The sequence below is a fragment of the Thermobifida fusca YX genome (assembly GCF_000012405.1).
Lineage (GTDB): Bacteria > Actinomycetota > Actinomycetes > Streptosporangiales > Streptosporangiaceae > Thermobifida > Thermobifida fusca.
Genome location: NC_007333.1, coordinates 1,206,582 through 1,222,172 on the forward strand (window position 1 = coordinate 1,206,582; position 15,591 = coordinate 1,222,172).

At 68.2% G+C, this 15,591-nt stretch carries 13 protein-coding genes; 8 read left to right on the top strand and 5 right to left on the bottom strand.

Annotated elements, in window-relative coordinates; translation table 11 throughout:
- The first annotated feature begins 372 nt into the window (after window positions 1-372).
- On the top strand, window positions 373-1,395 hold the full coding sequence (locus TFU_RS05145) for an NlpC/P60 family protein (protein WP_011291477.1): 1,023 nt from the start codon (window positions 373-375) through the stop codon (window positions 1,393-1,395).
- 88 nt (window positions 1,396-1,483) lie between these two features.
- On the opposite strand, the gene TFU_RS05150 is transcribed toward TFU_RS05145, so the two are convergent.
- Window positions 1,484-3,280, bottom strand: coding sequence for an AMP-dependent synthetase/ligase (locus TFU_RS05150; RefSeq protein WP_011291478.1), 1,797 nt, complete (start codon window positions 3,278-3,280; stop codon window positions 1,484-1,486).
- A gap of 328 nt (window positions 3,281-3,608) precedes the next feature.
- Here TFU_RS05150 and TFU_RS05155 point away from each other — a divergent pair, with 328 nt between their 5' ends.
- The 3 genes from TFU_RS05155 to TFU_RS05165 all read left to right on the top strand — a co-directional run bounded on the left by TFU_RS05155 (window position 3,609) and on the right by TFU_RS05165 (window position 5,803).
- On the top strand, window positions 3,609-3,980 hold the full coding sequence (locus TFU_RS05155; protein WP_152436233.1) for a hypothetical protein: 372 nt from the start codon (window positions 3,609-3,611) through the stop codon (window positions 3,978-3,980).
- A 129-nt stretch (window positions 3,981-4,109) separates the two neighbouring features.
- Window positions 4,110-5,057 (top strand): ROK family glucokinase, encoded by a 948-nt coding sequence (locus tag TFU_RS05160; protein ID WP_011291480.1) that lies wholly within the window; start codon window positions 4,110-4,112, stop codon window positions 5,055-5,057.
- 47 nt (window positions 5,058-5,104) lie between these two features.
- Window positions 5,105-5,803 (top strand): endonuclease/exonuclease/phosphatase family protein, encoded by a 699-nt coding sequence (locus tag TFU_RS05165; protein ID WP_011291481.1) that lies wholly within the window; start codon window positions 5,105-5,107, stop codon window positions 5,801-5,803.
- A gap of 49 nt (window positions 5,804-5,852) precedes the next feature.
- Here TFU_RS05165 and TFU_RS05170 read toward each other — a convergent pair whose 3' ends face one another.
- A complete protein-coding gene (locus TFU_RS05170) occupies window positions 5,853-6,593 on the bottom strand; it encodes a hypothetical protein (protein ID WP_041427825.1) in 741 nt (246 codons plus the stop codon).
- A 590-nt stretch (window positions 6,594-7,183) separates the two neighbouring features.
- Between TFU_RS05170 and TFU_RS05175 the strand changes: the two genes are divergently transcribed.
- The 3 genes from TFU_RS05175 (at window position 7,184) to thiI (ending at window position 10,754) form a co-directional block, all read left to right on the top strand.
- Window positions 7,184-8,002, top strand: a complete 819-nt coding sequence (locus TFU_RS05175; RefSeq protein ID WP_011291483.1) for a lysophospholipid acyltransferase family protein — start codon at window positions 7,184-7,186, stop codon at window positions 8,000-8,002.
- A gap of 296 nt (window positions 8,003-8,298) precedes the next feature.
- Window positions 8,299-9,324, top strand: a complete 1,026-nt coding sequence (locus TFU_RS05180) for a 6-phosphofructokinase (protein ID WP_011291484.1) — start codon at window positions 8,299-8,301, stop codon at window positions 9,322-9,324.
- A 161-nt stretch (window positions 9,325-9,485) separates the two neighbouring features.
- Window positions 9,486-10,754, top strand: coding sequence for a tRNA uracil 4-sulfurtransferase ThiI (gene thiI, locus TFU_RS05185; protein ID WP_011291485.1), 1,269 nt, complete (start codon window positions 9,486-9,488; stop codon window positions 10,752-10,754).
- Between the two features lie 49 nt (window positions 10,755-10,803).
- Here the strand turns inward: thiI and aroF are convergent, their stop codons facing one another.
- Complete coding sequence (aroF, locus tag TFU_RS05190) at window positions 10,804-11,850, bottom strand: 3-deoxy-7-phosphoheptulonate synthase (protein WP_011291486.1); 1,047 nt, start codon at window positions 11,848-11,850, stop codon at window positions 10,804-10,806.
- Window positions 11,851-12,142: 292 nt separating this feature from the next.
- On the opposite strand from aroF, the gene TFU_RS05195 reads away from it, so the two are divergent.
- On the top strand, window positions 12,143-12,745 hold the full coding sequence (locus tag TFU_RS05195) for a sulfite oxidase-like oxidoreductase (RefSeq protein WP_011291487.1): 603 nt from the start codon (window positions 12,143-12,145) through the stop codon (window positions 12,743-12,745).
- 10 nt (window positions 12,746-12,755) lie between these two features.
- Here the strand turns inward: TFU_RS05195 and pknB are convergent, their stop codons facing one another.
- A complete protein-coding gene (gene pknB / locus TFU_RS05200) occupies window positions 12,756-14,687 on the bottom strand; it encodes a Stk1 family PASTA domain-containing Ser/Thr kinase (RefSeq protein ID WP_041427829.1) in 1,932 nt (643 codons plus the stop codon).
- 103 nt (window positions 14,688-14,790) lie between these two features.
- Window positions 14,791-15,591 carry a thiazole synthase gene (locus TFU_RS05205; RefSeq protein WP_011291489.1) on the bottom strand — a complete coding sequence of 267 codons (801 nt, stop codon included), beginning with the start codon at window positions 15,589-15,591 and terminating at the stop codon, window positions 14,791-14,793.

Consider the following 15,591-nt stretch of genomic DNA (forward strand, 5'->3'; position numbering starts at 1 on the left):
ACGGCCCGCAGCAGCGGGATACGTCCGCTTTTCCGCGCCAGACGGGGATTCGGGCCGATCATGCGGTGATTTTGGACTTGACGAATTTTGTGCAGAACATAACGAATTGGTTGAGAGTGTTGGCGCGGATGCACTATGTTCATCCCGAGCGGAGTCGTGACTCTCGCCATCACCCGATGGCAGCGACCGCTCCCGCCGCACTCCGCGATCTCTCTCGCACCTTCAGACCGCGGAGACCGGGGAACCTCCCTCCCGGCGCGTAATCCCCACTCCACCGTGCCGGAGAGTCCTTCTGCTGACGGGGCGTCTCTCCCGCCCTGTACTGCCCAGTCCTACCGGTAGGCGGAAACGGGAGAAAGGTGTGCCACAACCGTGGATGATGACCGCCATCACCGTGGCTTCTGGCGCCGCCGTCTGACGGCCGCGGGCGTCATCGCCGCAAGCCTCCTCGCCCTCACCCCCGGGGTCGCCTACGCCGAGCCGACCGCCGACGAGGTCCGCGAGGAGATCGAACGGCTGGAACAAGAGTTCTCCGAGCTCAACGAGGCCTACAACAAGGCGAAAGAAGAGCACGAGGCCGCTAAGGAGAAACTCGAAGAGATCACCGAGGACCTGGAGGAGACCGAAGAGGAACTCGACGGCCTCCAAGGGTCGATCAGGGTGCTCGCCAACACCGCCTACAGCGGGGTCGACTACAGCTCGCTGGTCTACCTGATCGGCTCCGACAACCCCGACGACATGCTAGTCCAGTCAGCGGACCTGCACTACCTGTCGGTCAGCCAGCAGAACAAGCTGGAGCGCTACACCGAGCAGCGGGAGAAGTTGGAGCAGCTCCGCCAGGAGGCGGAAGAGACCGAGCAGGAAGCCCAGGCCAAGCTCGACGAAGCTGAGGAGGCCCGTGAGGAGGGCGAGGCGCGGATCGCCGAGCAGGAAGCCCTGCTCGAAGAGCTCACCGCGGAAGAGCAGGCTGCGGCGACGGCCGGGATCAACACGGTCAGCTCCTCGGGGACGACCTACACCGGTCCGGCCACCGGCAAAGCCAAGATCGCCCTGGACTTCGCCTTCGCCCAGATCGGCAAGCCCTACATCTGGGGCGGGACTGGGCCGAACGGCTACGACTGCTCCGGGCTGACCCAGGCCGCGTGGGCGGCCGCGGGGGTGAGCCTGCCGCGGGTCTCGCAGGACCAGTTCTACGCCGGCCAGCGCGTCTCCTGGGAGAACATCCAAGGTGGCGACCTGCTGTTCTTCTACGACAGTGTGGCGCCCACCCACGTGGGCATGGCCACCGGGGACGGCCGGATGATCCACGCCTCCACGTCGTCCAAGCCGATCGGCGTGGTGGAGCTCACCTCCTACTACCGGCAGAACTTCGTCGGGGCGGTCCGTCCCGGCTAACCGGCCCCGCCAGGCCTGGCCAACATGACAGGGCTCCCGCCGCATGTGCGGCGGGAGCCCTGGTTCATTCCGTGCCGGAGAGGCCCGGTCACTCGGCGTAGAGCGCCTCGATCTCCGCGCTGAACTGCTTTTCGATGACGTGCCGCTTGAGTTTCAGCGACGCGGTCATGTGGCCTTCAGCCTCGCTGAAGTCCACCGGCAGGATGGCGAACTTCCGTACCGACTCGGCCCGGGAGACCGCCTTGTTGCCGTCGTCCACCGCCTTCTGCACGGTGGCCCGCAGGTCGGGGTCGTCCACCAGCTCGGCGATGGTGCCGGTCTTGTTGTGCTGCTTCTTCCAGAACTCGAAGGCTTCCGGGTCGATGGTGATGAGCGCGGCGACGAACTTGCGGTTGTCGCCGACGACCATGCACTGGCTGACGATCGCGTGGCTGCGGATCCGGTCCTCGATGACCGCGGGGGCGACGTTCTTCCCGCCTGCGGTGACGATGATCTCCTTCTTCCGCCCGGTGATCCGCAGGAAGCCTTCCTCGTCGAGTTCGCCGATGTCGCCGCTGCGGTACCAGCCGTCCTCGGTGAACGCCTCCTTCGTCGCCTTCGGGTTGTTCCAGTAGCCGCGCATCACGTTGTCGCCCTTGACGAGGATCTCCCCGTCGTCGGCGATCCGGATCGACGTGCCGGGGATGGGGCGGCCCACCGTGCCGATCTTGTTGGTGTCGGGGGCATTCGCGGTGGTGGGGGCGGACGTCTCGGTCAGACCGTAGCCTTCCAGGACGGTCAGGCCGATCCCGCGGAAGAAGTGGCCGAGCCGCTCACCCAGGGCGGAACCACCGGAGACGGCGTACTTGGCCTGCCCGCCCACCGCAGCCAGGATCTTGCGGTAGACGAGCAGGCTGAACACGGCGCGCTTGAGACGCAGCCCCAGGCTCACCTTCCCGGTGTCCAGCGCCTTGCTGTAGGCGATGGCGGTCTCCGCGGCCTTCCGGAAGATGTCGCCCTTGCCACTGGCGATGGCCTTCTGCTCAGCCTTGTTGTAGACCTTCTCGAACACGCGGGGCACGGCAAGCAGGAACATGGGGCGGAACGAAGCGAGCGCGTCCAGCAGGTCCGGGCCGGTGGAGGGGAAGTGGCCCATGACGGTCTTCGTCTCCACGCAGCCGACCTGGATGATGCGGGCCAGCGAGTGCGCCAGCGGGAGGAACAGGAGGGTGGAGCGCCCCTCCATGGTGAAGACGTCCTTCATGGGGCCGCTGTTGACGCTCATGACGTCGAAGGCCAGGTTGCGCTGGGTGAGCTCGCAGCCTTTGGGACGGCCGGTGGTGCCCGAGGTGTAGATCAGGGTGGCGAGGTCGTCGAGGCCGGTGGCGGCGCGGCGCTCCTCCACCACCGAGTCAGCCACGTCCGCGCCGGTGGCGACGAAAGCGGGGAAGCTGTCGCTTTCGATCTGCACGATGCGGTCGGGTTCCAGGAGTTGTGCGGAGACAGCCCGGACTCGTTCCGCGTGCTCGTCGTTCTCCACGAAGGCGAGCGTGCTTCCCGAGTCGCGGAGGATCCACTCGACCTGCTCTTCGGAGGAGGTGTCGAAGATGGGGACGGTCACTCCGCCGATGGTCCAGATGGCGTAGTCGATGACGGTCCACTCGTAGCGGGTCCGCGACATGAGCGCTACCCGGTCGCCGTGGTTGATCCCGGCGGCGATGAGCGCCTTGGCCACGCCCATGACGTCGCGGTGGAATTCAGCGCAGGTCACGTCTCGCCACGCACCGTCCACGAGCCGCCGGAACATCACGGCGTTGGGTTCCTGAGCCGCACGGGTGAAGACGGTGTCAGTGAGTCGTGTATCCGGGTCAAGTTCCTTTACCGCGGGGGTGGTGTACTCACGCACTGTTCAGCTCCTGATGTTGTGCGGGCATGGCAAGAGAGTGTGACGACGGTAACAATTTACGCTACTGGTTGGTAGCATTTGTGCCTATTTGGTACCGGATGGTGATCCGGCTGCCACGCCCCGAACTGGACCGTTGTACTGTCCGTGACCGCGCGTGCCAGTGAGCCGGGTCCGGCGAGGTAAGTATGGCGCACCTCGCCTGCGAGGGGAGGTTTCGGGGCATATCGTGGAACTCGGATCAACAGTGCGCGGTTGGCAATCTGGCGCAGACAGTACCGCAGCAGACGGTTACGGTGAGAAGAGGCAACCGAGCGACAGACGGATGACCATGGCCAGTTCCCACCGCAACCAGGATCCGAGCGAGATCATCGACGAAGCGCTGCGCCTCGTGGACGCCGTGCAGCGCAGGCTGCTCACCGCCGCCATCCGGCGGCAAGTCCAGAACGCCGCCTCTCCGCCGCCGCGCAGCGATGATGTATGGGCAGAGGCGATCCGGCAGGAGACAGAGCCGGAGGCCCCGCTGACCGACCAGGTGCTCGACATCGCGCGCGAAACCCTGCCCGAAATCGGCCGCCACCTGAGCGCCGCGGGCGCGCTGATGTTCGACGCTATGAGTCGTAGTCTGTCCGCGGTGGAGCGTTCGCTGCGGTCCCGTCCCGGGAACGGCGCCGCCGGAACTCCCGCTGACGGGGAACAATAGACCCGTCAGCGCAAGGGTCGACCGGCCAGGCCGATCGTCGACACTGGTTTAATCCAATGGTTTACTCCATTCGGCGAGTCCCAGGGCACTCGGACGTGAGCTCGGGCATGAGGTGAAAGGGAGCCGACCATGCGGTTGACGATCGGCGTGGACATCGGTGGCACCAAGGTGGCCGCCGGCGTTGTCGATGTTGACGGCCGGATCCTGACGAGGGTCAAGCACCCCACTCCCGCCGACGGCGACGCCCTCGCCGATGTGGTCTGCGACACCGTTGACGAACTCGCGGGACATTACCCCGCCGGCGCCATCGGCGGAGTCGGCGTGGGTATCGCCGGGTTCGTCGACGAGAATCGTTCCACCGTCATCTTTGCCCCCAACCTGGACCTGTGCAAAGAACCACTGCGCGACCGCATCCGGCGCCGGATCGACCTTCCCGTCATCATCGAGAACGACGCCAATGCGGCGGCGTGGGGCGAAGCACGGTTCGGCGCAGGCCGCGGCGTCGACCATGTGGTGTGCGTCACCCTAGGCACCGGGATCGGGGGCGGCATCATCCTCAACGGGCAACTGTTCAGAGGCCGCTACGGGGTGGGCGCGGAAATCGGCCACTACCGCGTAGTCCCGGACGGGCGCCTGTGCGGCTGCGGCAACCGGGGCTGCTGGGAGAAGTACGCCAGCGGACGCGCCCTCGTCGCTGAAGCGCGCGAGCTGGCCCGCACCGACCCCCGGCGCGCCAAGCGGCTCCTCGACTTCGCGGACGGCGACCCGGAACGCCTCCAAGGGCACCACATCACCCAGGCCGCCCTCGAAGGCGACGCTGCCGCGCTGGAATGCTTCACCACCCTCGGCACCTGGGTGGGGCAAGGGCTAGCCGACCTCGCCGCGATCCTCGACCCGGAACGGTTCGTCATCGGCGGCGGGGTCTGCGAAGCCGGAGAAATCCTGCTCGGCCCGATCCGCGACTCTTTCGCGCGCAACGTCACCGGCCGCCAGGTGCGGACCCTCGCCGACATCCGGATCGCGGAACTCGGGTCGGCGGCGGGCATCGTGGGTGCGGCCGACCTCGTGCGCTGCTAACCGAAAAGAGCATGGGAGAGGCGCGCCAGGCGGGGTAGCCGCCGGATATGGCCGCTGTGCTGCGCGTGCTGTCCTACAACATCCGGTCCCTACGCGACGATCCCCTGGCCGTCGCGCGGGTCATCCGGTCGTGCCGCCCTGATGTGGTCTGCCTGCAGGAAGCTCCCCGGCACCTGCTGTGGCAGACCAAACGACGGTGGCTGGCCCGCCGCTGTGGTCTCCGCCTCGCGGTGGGCCGCCGCCCCGGCGGCCTGGAAATCCTCACCGCCCCCACCCTCGCAGTCGACCACTGCAGCCACCGCCTGCTGCACCGCTATCCCCGGCTGCACCAGCGCGCCTTGGCCATCGCGCTGATCCGCCGGGGCCGCCGCCGCATCGCCGTGGCCGTCAGCCACCTCGACCTGCAGGCGCGGGCCCGGTACGCGCACGCCGCCCAGCTCCTCGCCTTCCTGGGAATGCAGCCCGCCCCCGCGGTGCTGGCCGTCGACGTCAACGAGCGGCCCGACGGGCCAGCCTGGCAGATGCTCGCCACCCACCTGGTGGACGCGGGCGCCCACGGCCCGGAAGGCGGAGAGCCGACCTTCCCGTCCTGGCGGCCCCGCAGCCGGATCGACACGATCTTCGTCGACCGGCGTCTTACCGTGCGCGCCGCAGGAATCCCCGCGGCACCGGCCCGCCGCGACCTCGTCGCAGCCAGCGACCACCTTCCGGTCCTCGCGGAGATCGCCTTACCGGGCGAGGAATAGTCCGCCTGCCCGCGGGCTGCCCACCCGGACAGCGACTCGGGCCGCGGGCCTAGACCACCGCCCCGTCGTCCGGACCGGAGGGCTGGTCGCCCATGCGGATCAGCAGCACGACAAACCCCGTCACGAACGAGCACAGCGCCACCAGCACCAGCCAGCCGGGCACCGCCATGCCCAGCAGGGTGATGACCAGCAGCAGGACGGGCCCGCCCAGCAGACCGGCCCAGGCGAGCCTGCCGACCAGGTCCCCACGGGGCAGCGGCGGCGGGGGAGGAGGGACGTAACGCTCCTGGTCGCTGTCGTCGACGTCGGCGGGCTCCCCCACCGGGGGGTGGAACGGCCGAGGCGGCAGCACGTGGTCCTCGGCGTCGTCCGGATCCTCCGGTTCGGGGCGGTCGGAGACGTTCTCTATCTCAGGCCAGGTGGACTCGGAAGCATCGGAGGTGTAGTACCGCGCCACGAGATCCGCCCAGACCTCGTCCGGGTCTGTGTCGGCGTTCGGGGACGGCTCCGCGTCCTCCGCCTGGTCCGCACCCTCCGTGACACGGTCGGCGAGCTCCGGAAGTTCGGCGCGCAGCACCGCCACCGCGGCCGCGCGCTCCTTAGCGTCCACGTACAAGCGGTCCGTGGCCTCCGTGTCCGCGGACTCCGCCGCGGGGCCCACGGTGACCGCGTAGGCGGCGATCCCGGCCCGGCCGAGCGCTTCGAGCATCGTGTCGGCGAGCGCGGGGGTGAGCAGGAGCAGCGGGACGTAGGAGTCAGCAAGCAGACCATTGCCGCGGCGCTCAGTCATGTCCGGCCCCTTCCCCGCGTCCGGCGGCGCGCACAGAAGCGCCCCAGCCGTCGACGGCGGTCCCCGTGCCGCGTCCGCAGGAAGGAACCGCGGCATGGACCGTCCTCGGTGTGAAGGATACGCAGCGCTCCCGGAGCGGGAGCACCGCCAGTGCTCCGGGAACCGTCCAGGACAGGCTGTCAGGCAGCGCGGCGGCCTGCGCTTCCCGTGGCGGCCAGGGCGGGGCAGCGGGGAACAGCTCACAGGGTGGGACGGCTGCTCTGGGTGCTGGCCGTGGTGTGGGGCACGCCGGCCGCGGGCTCCGGGGAGATCCATAGCACCGGGTGGTGCTGGTCTTCCGGCACAGCGCAGCTTCCGCGAACAACGGCATTGCAGACCCTTCCAGGCGGTGAGACGGCCAGCGGGGGGAACACTGGAATTACGAAACTAGCCGAGCGCCGCGGCACTCGGTAGTCCTCTTCGTCCGTGGCGCCATGGTGGCTTTGGCGGTGTCCCCCACCAGATGGGAAGATGACCACGATTGTCAGTGGCAGCGGGAGAACGACTATGGCCGTGCCGGACGGGCACTCCCGCATAGGCAGAGGTGAACCGTGTTCTACTGGGTGCTCAAGGCAACTCTCGGACCGGTGCTCGCGGTGCTGTGGCAGCCGCGTGCCTACGGAGTGGAGAACGTCCCTCGCCACGGGCCTGCCATTTTGGTGGGCAACCACCTGTCCTTCTCGGACCATTTCTTCGGTCCGCTACCGCTGCCCCGGAAGATCACCTTTCTCGCTAAAGCCGAATATTTCACCGGAAAAGGGATCAAAGGCTTTCTCAGTCGCCTCTTCTTCACCGGCGTAGGCCAGATCCCCATCGACCGGTCCGGAGGCAAGGCGAGCGAGGCGGCGCTCCGCACCGGACTGCGCGTGCTGGAGCAGGGCAAGCTGCTGGGCATCTACCCTGAGGGCACCCGCTCCCCAGACGGCAGGCTGTACCGGGGGCGCACCGGGGTGGCCAGGCTCGCGTTGGAAGCAAAAGTCCCGGTCATCCCGATGGCGATGATTAACGCGGACAAGATCATGCCGCCCGGCAAGATCATTCCGCGGCTCGGTATCCGGCCCATCGTCAAATTCGGCAAGCCCATGGACTTCTCCCGCTACTACGGGCTGGAGAAGGATCCGCGGGTGCTGCGGGCGATCACCGACGAGATCATGTACGCCCTCATGGAACTGTCCGGGCAGGAGTACGTGGACCGCTACGCCCAGACAGTGAAAGCCGAGCTGGCGGCCGCCGCCCAGCAGGAGAAGAAAGAGGAGCAGCAGTCCCGCAAGGAGCAGCGGCGCGCCCGACGGGAAGCGAAGCGGCGGGAACGCGCCCGCCGCAAGGCGGAACGCAAGCGGAAGAAGAAAACGGAGTCCGCACAGCCGTGATTCCGCTCACGCTGCCGGGCTGCGCCGGACAGAAACTACGGCGCAACCTGGTCGTTTGGAAGACCGATCACGGGTAGTGACCCGCGCGGGAAAAGCCACGGGACGAACGGACGGACGCGCGAGTTGGCCTCGACTCTCGCGAGCGCTATGGTCTAGACCATACGATGGTTGCTGCGTGAGAACGCGGTCCTGCCGTGTGCGTTCCGCGCCCGCGGGGCATCGCCCCGGCCGGGAGCGGTCGTTTTCGTGACTCCCGTGGCACACGGGATTCCAGACGATTCAAGGAGTACACGCAAATGCGAGTCGGGGTACTGACCGGGGGTGGCGACTGCCCGGGCCTGAACGCGGTCATCCGTGCGGTGGTCCGTAAGGGCATCAAGGAATACGGATACGAGTTCGTCGGATTCCGTGACGGGTGGCGCGGCCCCCTGGAAGGCGACACCATGCCGCTGGACATCGAGGCGGTCCGCGGCATCCTCCCGCGCGGCGGTACCATCCTCGGCTCCTCGCGCACCAACCTCATGAAGATCGAGGGCGGTGTCGAGCGGGTCAAGGACAACATGGCCGCGCTCGGGGTGGACGCGCTCGTCGCAATCGGCGGTGAGGACACCCTCGGCGTCGCGCGCCAGCTCCACGACCACGGTGTCAACGTGGTCGGTGTGCCCAAGACCATCGACAACGACCTCAACGCCACCGACTACACCTTCGGCTTCGACACTGCGGTCAACATCGCGACCGAGGCCATCGACCGCCTGCACACCACCGCCGAGTCGCACCACCGTGCCCTGGTCGTCGAGGTCATGGGCCGCCACGCGGGCTGGATTGCGCTGCACGCGGGCATGGCGGCCGGCGCCAACGTCATCCTGATCCCCGAGCGCCCATTCGACATCGACGAGGTCGTCGCCTACATCGAAAGCCGCTTCAAGACCAACTACGCGCCGATCATCGTGGTCGCCGAGGGCGCCCACCCGAAGGAGGGCCAGCTCACCCTGGCCAGCGCGGAACGCGACTCCTTCGGCCACGTCCGCCTCGGCGGCATCGGCCAGCGCCTCGCCGAAGAGATCGAGGCGCGCACCGGCAAGGAAGCCCGCTCGGTGGTCCTGGGCCACGTGCAGCGCGGCGGTACGCCGTCCGCCTTCGACCGGGTGCTGGCCACCCGGCTGGGCCTGCACGCCATCACCGCGGTCCACGACAAGGACTTCGGCAAGATGGTCGCCCTGCGCGGCACCGAAATCGTCCGCGTTGACCTGTCCGAAGCCACCGACCAGCTCAAGACTGTCCCGGTCGAGCGGTACGAGGAAGCCGAAGTCTTCTTCGGCTAAATTCCCGTAGGATTTCTCGCGGCTCCCAGCGGAGAATGCTGGGAGCCGCGGTCGTGTCCGCGTGAAGAGAACAAAACGCTTGCGTCCCTGGTTGATACTGGGAGGTAAGCAGTTTTCTCTGCACTGATCCCATCCGACTCGCAACCACCGGAGGTATTGCCATGTCCGCCTCGCTCGACTCCACCACCGTCGACGCGCGTGCGGACGGCGCGGTCGGGACAGCCGCGCAGGAGCTGGGCGAGCTGTGTGTGCTCCTGAAGCTCGGGGAGATCGTGCTCAAGGGCAGCAACCGGCACCTGTTCGAGCGCCGTCTGCAGAACAACATCCGCGCCGCCGCTAAAGGCCTGCCCGAATTCCGGCTCTCCCAGCGCAAAGGCATCATCATGCTGCGCATGCCCGGTGCCTCCGACCTCGAAGTGGCCCAGCTGGCCGAGCGCATGCGCAACGTCATGGGGATCGTGTGGGTGCACCTGGTGCGCCGGGTCGCCAAAGACGTGGACACCGTCACCCAGGTCGCGGTGCAGGCCATGGCCGACCGCTCCGGCTCTTTCGCGGTGCGGGCCCGCCGCCGGGACAAGCGTTTCCCCATGATCTCCTCGGAGCTGGCCGGGCACGTGGGCGCCGCGATCAAACGCGCCTACCCCCACCTGACCGTCAACCTCTCCCAGCCCGACCACACGGTCCAGATCGAGGTCGACAAAGACGAGGTGTTCGTCTTCACCGACGGCATCCCCGGCCAGGGCGGCCTCCCGGTAGGCATGAGTGGACGCGGCCTGGTCCTGCTGTCCGGCGGGATCGACTCCCCGGTCGCGGCCTACCGCATGATGCGCCGCGGGCTCCGGCTCGACTTCCTGCACTTCTCCGGCATGCCGTTCACCGGACCGGAGTCCATCTACAAGGCGTACAGCCTGGTCCGGCAGCTCGACCGCTTCCAGAACGGCTCCCGGCTGTACGTGGTGCCGTTCGGCAAGGCCCAGCAGCAGCTCCGCAACTCCGGCGCGGAACGGCTGCAGATCGTCGCCCAGCGGCGCCTCATGCTCAAAACCGCGGAAGCCCTTGCCGACCGGCTCAACGCCAGCGCGCTGGTCACCGGGGACGCCCTCGGCCAAGTGTCCAGCCAGACCCTGGCCAACATCACCGCCCTGGACGACGCTGTGGACCTGCCGATCCTGCGTCCGCTGATCGGCATGGACAAGACCGAGATCATGGACCAGGCCCGCGCCATCGGCACGCTCACCATTTCCGAGCTGCCCGACGAGGACTGCTGCACCATGCTCACCCCGCGGCAGGTGGAGACTGCGGCCAAGATCGCCGATCTGCGGCAGATCGAGAAGCGACTGGACGTTGAAGAACTCGCCGAACACCTGGCCAGCAACGTGCAACTGCACCGCCCCAGCTTCCTGGGCGAGGAGGAGAACACCGCAGCCTGACCGGACCTTCCGCGCCCGCCGCACCCGGCCGCGACGGGCGCGGGTCCGGTTACACGCCGGCGCCCACCTGCGCCACGCTGGGCGTGAGCGTGCGGCCCACGAGCGGCGGCAGCGCCGTCACCACGTGCGCCAGCTCGGCCAAGTCTGCGTGCGTGAGCGCCTGCGGCCCGTCGCACAGTGCCGTCTCCGGAGCAGGGTGCACGTCGACGATGAGGCCGTCCGCGCCCACCGCGATCGCCGCACGCGACAGCGGCAGCACCAGTTCCCGCTTGCCGCCCGAATGCGACGGGTCCACCACCACGGGCAGGTGCGACAGCCGCTGCGCCACGGCGACCGCGCTCACGTCCAGCGTGTTACGGGTCGCTTTCTCGAACGTGCGGATGCCGCGCTCGCACAGCACGATGTTCAAGTTGCCGCGCTGCGCAATGTACTCGGCGGCCATCAGCCACTCCTCGATCGTGCTGCTCATCCCGCGTTTGAGCAGCACCGGCTTGCCCGCGTCGCCCACGGCTTGCAGCAGCGCGAAGTTCTGCATGTTGCGGGTGCCGATCTGCAGCATGTCGGCGTAGGAGGCGACCAGCTCCACGTCGGAGGCGTCCACCACTTCGGTCACAATCGGCAGGCCGGTCTCCGCACGCACATCCGACAGGATCTTCAGACCGGTCTCGCCCAGGCCCTGGAACGCGTAGGGGGAGGTCCGCGGCTTGTAGGCGCCGCCGCGCAGCAGCGCGGCACCCGCACGCTTCGCCATCAGCGCCGCTTCCAAAGTCTGCTCCGGGGTTTCCACCGCGCAGGGACCGGCGATGAGTGTCATATGGTCGCCGCCGATCGGTACCCCAGCAACCTGCACGACCGACCGCTCAGTCGTGTTTTCCCGGCTGACCAGCTTGTAGGGAGTGGAGATGCGCAGGATGTCGGCGACGCCGGGGAGGGCACGCAGATTAAGCGTCTCGAACCGTTCCACGTCGCCTACCAGGCCGATGATGGTCCGGCTCACCCCCCGGGTCACGTAGGCCTCACCACCCACCGAGGCGACGAGGTCAACGATGGAGTCGATGGTGTCGGAAGGGGCGTCGGGCGCCATAACGATGACCATTGAACGCTGTCCTTACCAGGTGCTGTGGAGAGTGTGGGAGCAGCGGTGACCTGGACAGAAAAACAGAAAAGCCCTGGACCGTTCGGCCCAGGGCTTCCAAGTCGTCCGTGTCAGCGCAGCGCTCGTTGGGCGACCGGGCCCGTGGGCCGGTAGCCGTAAAAGCGCCAAAAGTACCGCTGCATGGCAGCGACTATAGCGCACCGCGCCGCCGCCGCTGAAGCCCACGGGGGTAGGAGCGCGCGCACGGGCACCTGAAAAGATGGTCCTGGGATGAGTATCGGGAGAAGAACGATTGTCTGAGCGACGGCTGCCGCCAGGGCAGTACGTGCCGAACGAATGGCCTGCTGTGCACTACGGCCCGGTACCGAAATTCCGCCCGCACCGCTGGGATCTGCAGGTCTACGGAGCCACAGCGGACGGGACGCAGTACCGGTGGGACTGGACCGAGTTCCAGACCCTGCCGCGCGTCGACGTGGTCACCGACTTCCACTGTGTGACCAGATTCACCAAGCTCGACGTGCGGTGGCGCGGGGTGGCCGCCTCCACCGTGCTGAAACTCGCACCCCCCGCCGAGGACGCCACCCACGTCATGGTCTGGGCAGAGTACGGCTACAGCGCCAACCTGCCCCTCGACGACTTCCGGCGTCCCGACGTCATCCTCGCCACCCACCGCGACGGCAAGCCGCTGGAACCCCAGCACGGATACCCGGTGCGGCTCGTCGTCCCCCACCGCTACGGCTGGAAGAGCGTGAAATGGGTGCGCGCCATCGAATACCTCACCGCGGACCGGCGCGGCTTCTGGGAGGAGCGCGGCTACCACAACCTCGCCAACCCGTGGCTGGAGCAGCGCTACTCCTACCAGGAGGACCCCGGGGACGGGCCGCCGCTGGACTGAGCGGGCCCGCTCAGTCCAGCCCGATCCAGAGCCGGTCCTCCCTGCCCCGGTCCCGATCCCGCTCCCGGCCGAAGGGGGACGTCCAGATCTCGATCGTGGAGCCCTTCGGCGCCTCGCCCTTGGGGTTGTAGTCGCCGACCCGGTTGCCGATCACCTGGTGCACGGTGACCTCGAAGCCCCGCTCCTCCAGCTCCTTGCGGGCCTTGTCCACCTTCCACCCGCGGATGTCGGGAACCTCCACCAGTTCCGGACCGGACGAGACGGTGAGGGTGACGCTCTGCCCCGCCCCCACGGTGGTCTCCGCCTCCGGCTCCTGGGAGATGACATGGCCTTCGGGGACCTCGTCGTGGTGCTCCTCGACGACCGTCACCTCCAAGTCGCTGGACTCCAGCAGGCGGCGCGCATCGTCCACCTTCTGGCCGACCACGTTGGGCATGGGGAACCCGGCGCTGATCGTCAGCGTCACGCTCTCCTCGCGGTTGGCCTTCTCGCCCGGGGCCGGCTTGGTGGTGATCACCGTGCCCGGAGGGTTGTCAAACGAGGTGATCTCGTCTTCCACGATGTCGGTCAGCCCCACCTCTTTGAGGGCGTCCCGGGCCTCCGCCACCGAAGCACCTTCGACGTCGGGCATCTCCACATACTGCGGCCCCGCCGACAGGATGAGGGTGACGAGCGTGTCCGGCAGCAGCCTGCTCCCAGCCTCCGGGTCGGTGGCAGCGACCGTACCGGGCGGCGCCTCGTCGCTGTAGGCGGGCTCTTCCGCGGTCTGCACGCGGAAACCCAGCATGCGCAGGTCCCGGCGGGCCTCGTCGCTTTCTACGCCGACCAGGTCGGGAACCGTCTCATAGCGGCCGTCCACCATCCACCAGCCGAACCCGACCGCCACGACCAGCAGCAGCACGGTGGCGACCAGCAGCGGCGTGCGGAGACTCGGCCGCGGCGGCCGGTCGTCCTCGTAGTCGTCGTACTCCACGGGGGGAAGCTCGACCCCCTGCAGGGTGCGGGTGGCGTTGTCCGAGTCTTCCGCCGTGTCCCCGGCAGGGGCGGGCGCCATCTCCATCACAGAGGTCACCGCGGCGGACGGCTGCTCGTCCAACGCTTTCTGCGCGGCGAAGACCGCGGCAAGGAACTGGCCGGCGTTGGCGAGCCGGTAGGCGGGGTCGCGTTCCGTGGCGCGCACCACCAGCGAGTCCACTTCCGGGGGAATCCCCGGCACCACCCGGGACGGGCGGGGGACGTCCTCGTTGACGTGCTGGTAGGCCACGGCGATCGGAGAGTCACCGGTGTGCGGCTGGCGGCCGGTGAGCAGCTCGTAGAGCATGATGCCGCACGCGTAGACGTCGCTGCGGGCATCCGCGGTGCTGTGCGTGATCTGCTCCGGGGACAGGTAGGCGGCGGTCCCCATGAGCGTGCCGGTCTTGGTCAGCCCCTGCTGGCTGGCCTCCGCGGCCCGGGCCAGCCCGAAGTCGGCCACCTTGATCTGGCCGTCGTGGGTGATGAGGACGTTCTCCGGTTTCATGTCCCGGTGCACCATGCCCGCCTGGTGGGCGGCGCCCAGCCCGGCGAGGATCGGCACCATGATGCGCAGCGCCTCGGCGGGGGAGAACCGGGTTCGCGCCTTCAACGCGGCGCGCAGCGTCTGGCCCGCCACGTACTCCATCGCCAAGTACACGTGCCCCTGGTCGCTGCCCTGGTCGTAGACCTGGACCACGTTGGGGTGCGACAGCTTGGCGACCGCGAGCGCCTCGTTGATGAACCGTTGGACGAACTGCGGGTCGCGCGCCAGGTTGGCATGCATCACCTTCAGCGCGACACGGCGGTCCAGCCGGAGATCGTGAGCGAGGAAGACAGTCGCCATACCGCCGTTGGCGATCTTCGATTCGACCCGGTACCGATGGGCGAGGGTCGTTCCCACTAGCGCGTCCGCAGCCGTCATGTCCACGAGGGGAAGTTTACGGGGGAAAGCGGAAACTGACGGTCTCACCACGGTTTCGGCACGCAGCAGTAAAGAAACCCGGGGCGGGACCACGGTCCCGCCCCGGGTTTCAGCCCTCGCGCGGCGGGGAGGAGGCGTGCGCGTAGCGGCGGATCGGGATCCGCCCGGCCAGCCGGGCCCGCCGACCAGCCGACACCGCCTCCCGCATCGCGTGCGCCATCAGCACCGGATCCTGGGCCCGAGTGACCGCGGTTGCCAACAGCACCGCGTCGCAGCCCAGTTCCATGGCGAGTGCCGCATCGCTTGCGGTGCCGATGCCCGCGTCCAAAATCACAGGGACGTCCAGCTCTTCGACGATCAGTTCGATGTTGTGCGGGTTGCGGATGCCCATCCCCGAACCGATCGGCGCCCCTAACGGCATCACCGCGGCACACCCCACCTGCGCCAGCCGGCGGGCCAGCACCGGGTCGTCGTTGGTGTAGGCGAGGACGACGAACCCCTCGTCCACCAGCCGTTCTGCGGCGTCCAGCGTCTCCACCGGGTCAGGAAGGAGGGTGCGCTCGTCGGCGACCACCTCCAGCTTCACCCAGTTGGTCTCCAACGCTTCACGCCCCAGCCGCGCAGTGCGCAGCGCGTCGACCGCGGTGAAGCAGCCTGCCGTGTTGGGCAGCGGGCGGACCCCGGTTTCCCGGAGCACATCCCAGACCGACCCTTGGGCGTTCGGGTCAACCCGGCGCATCGCCACAGTGGTCATCTCGGTGCCGGAGGCACGCAGCGCGTCCGCCAGCACGTGCAGCGACGGAGCACCCCCGGTGCCCATGATGAGCCGGGAATGGAACTTCTCCCCGGCGATCACCAACGGGTCCTCGAAGGTGTCGGCGCGGGTCGTCCCGGTCGCAGCGTCGGTCAA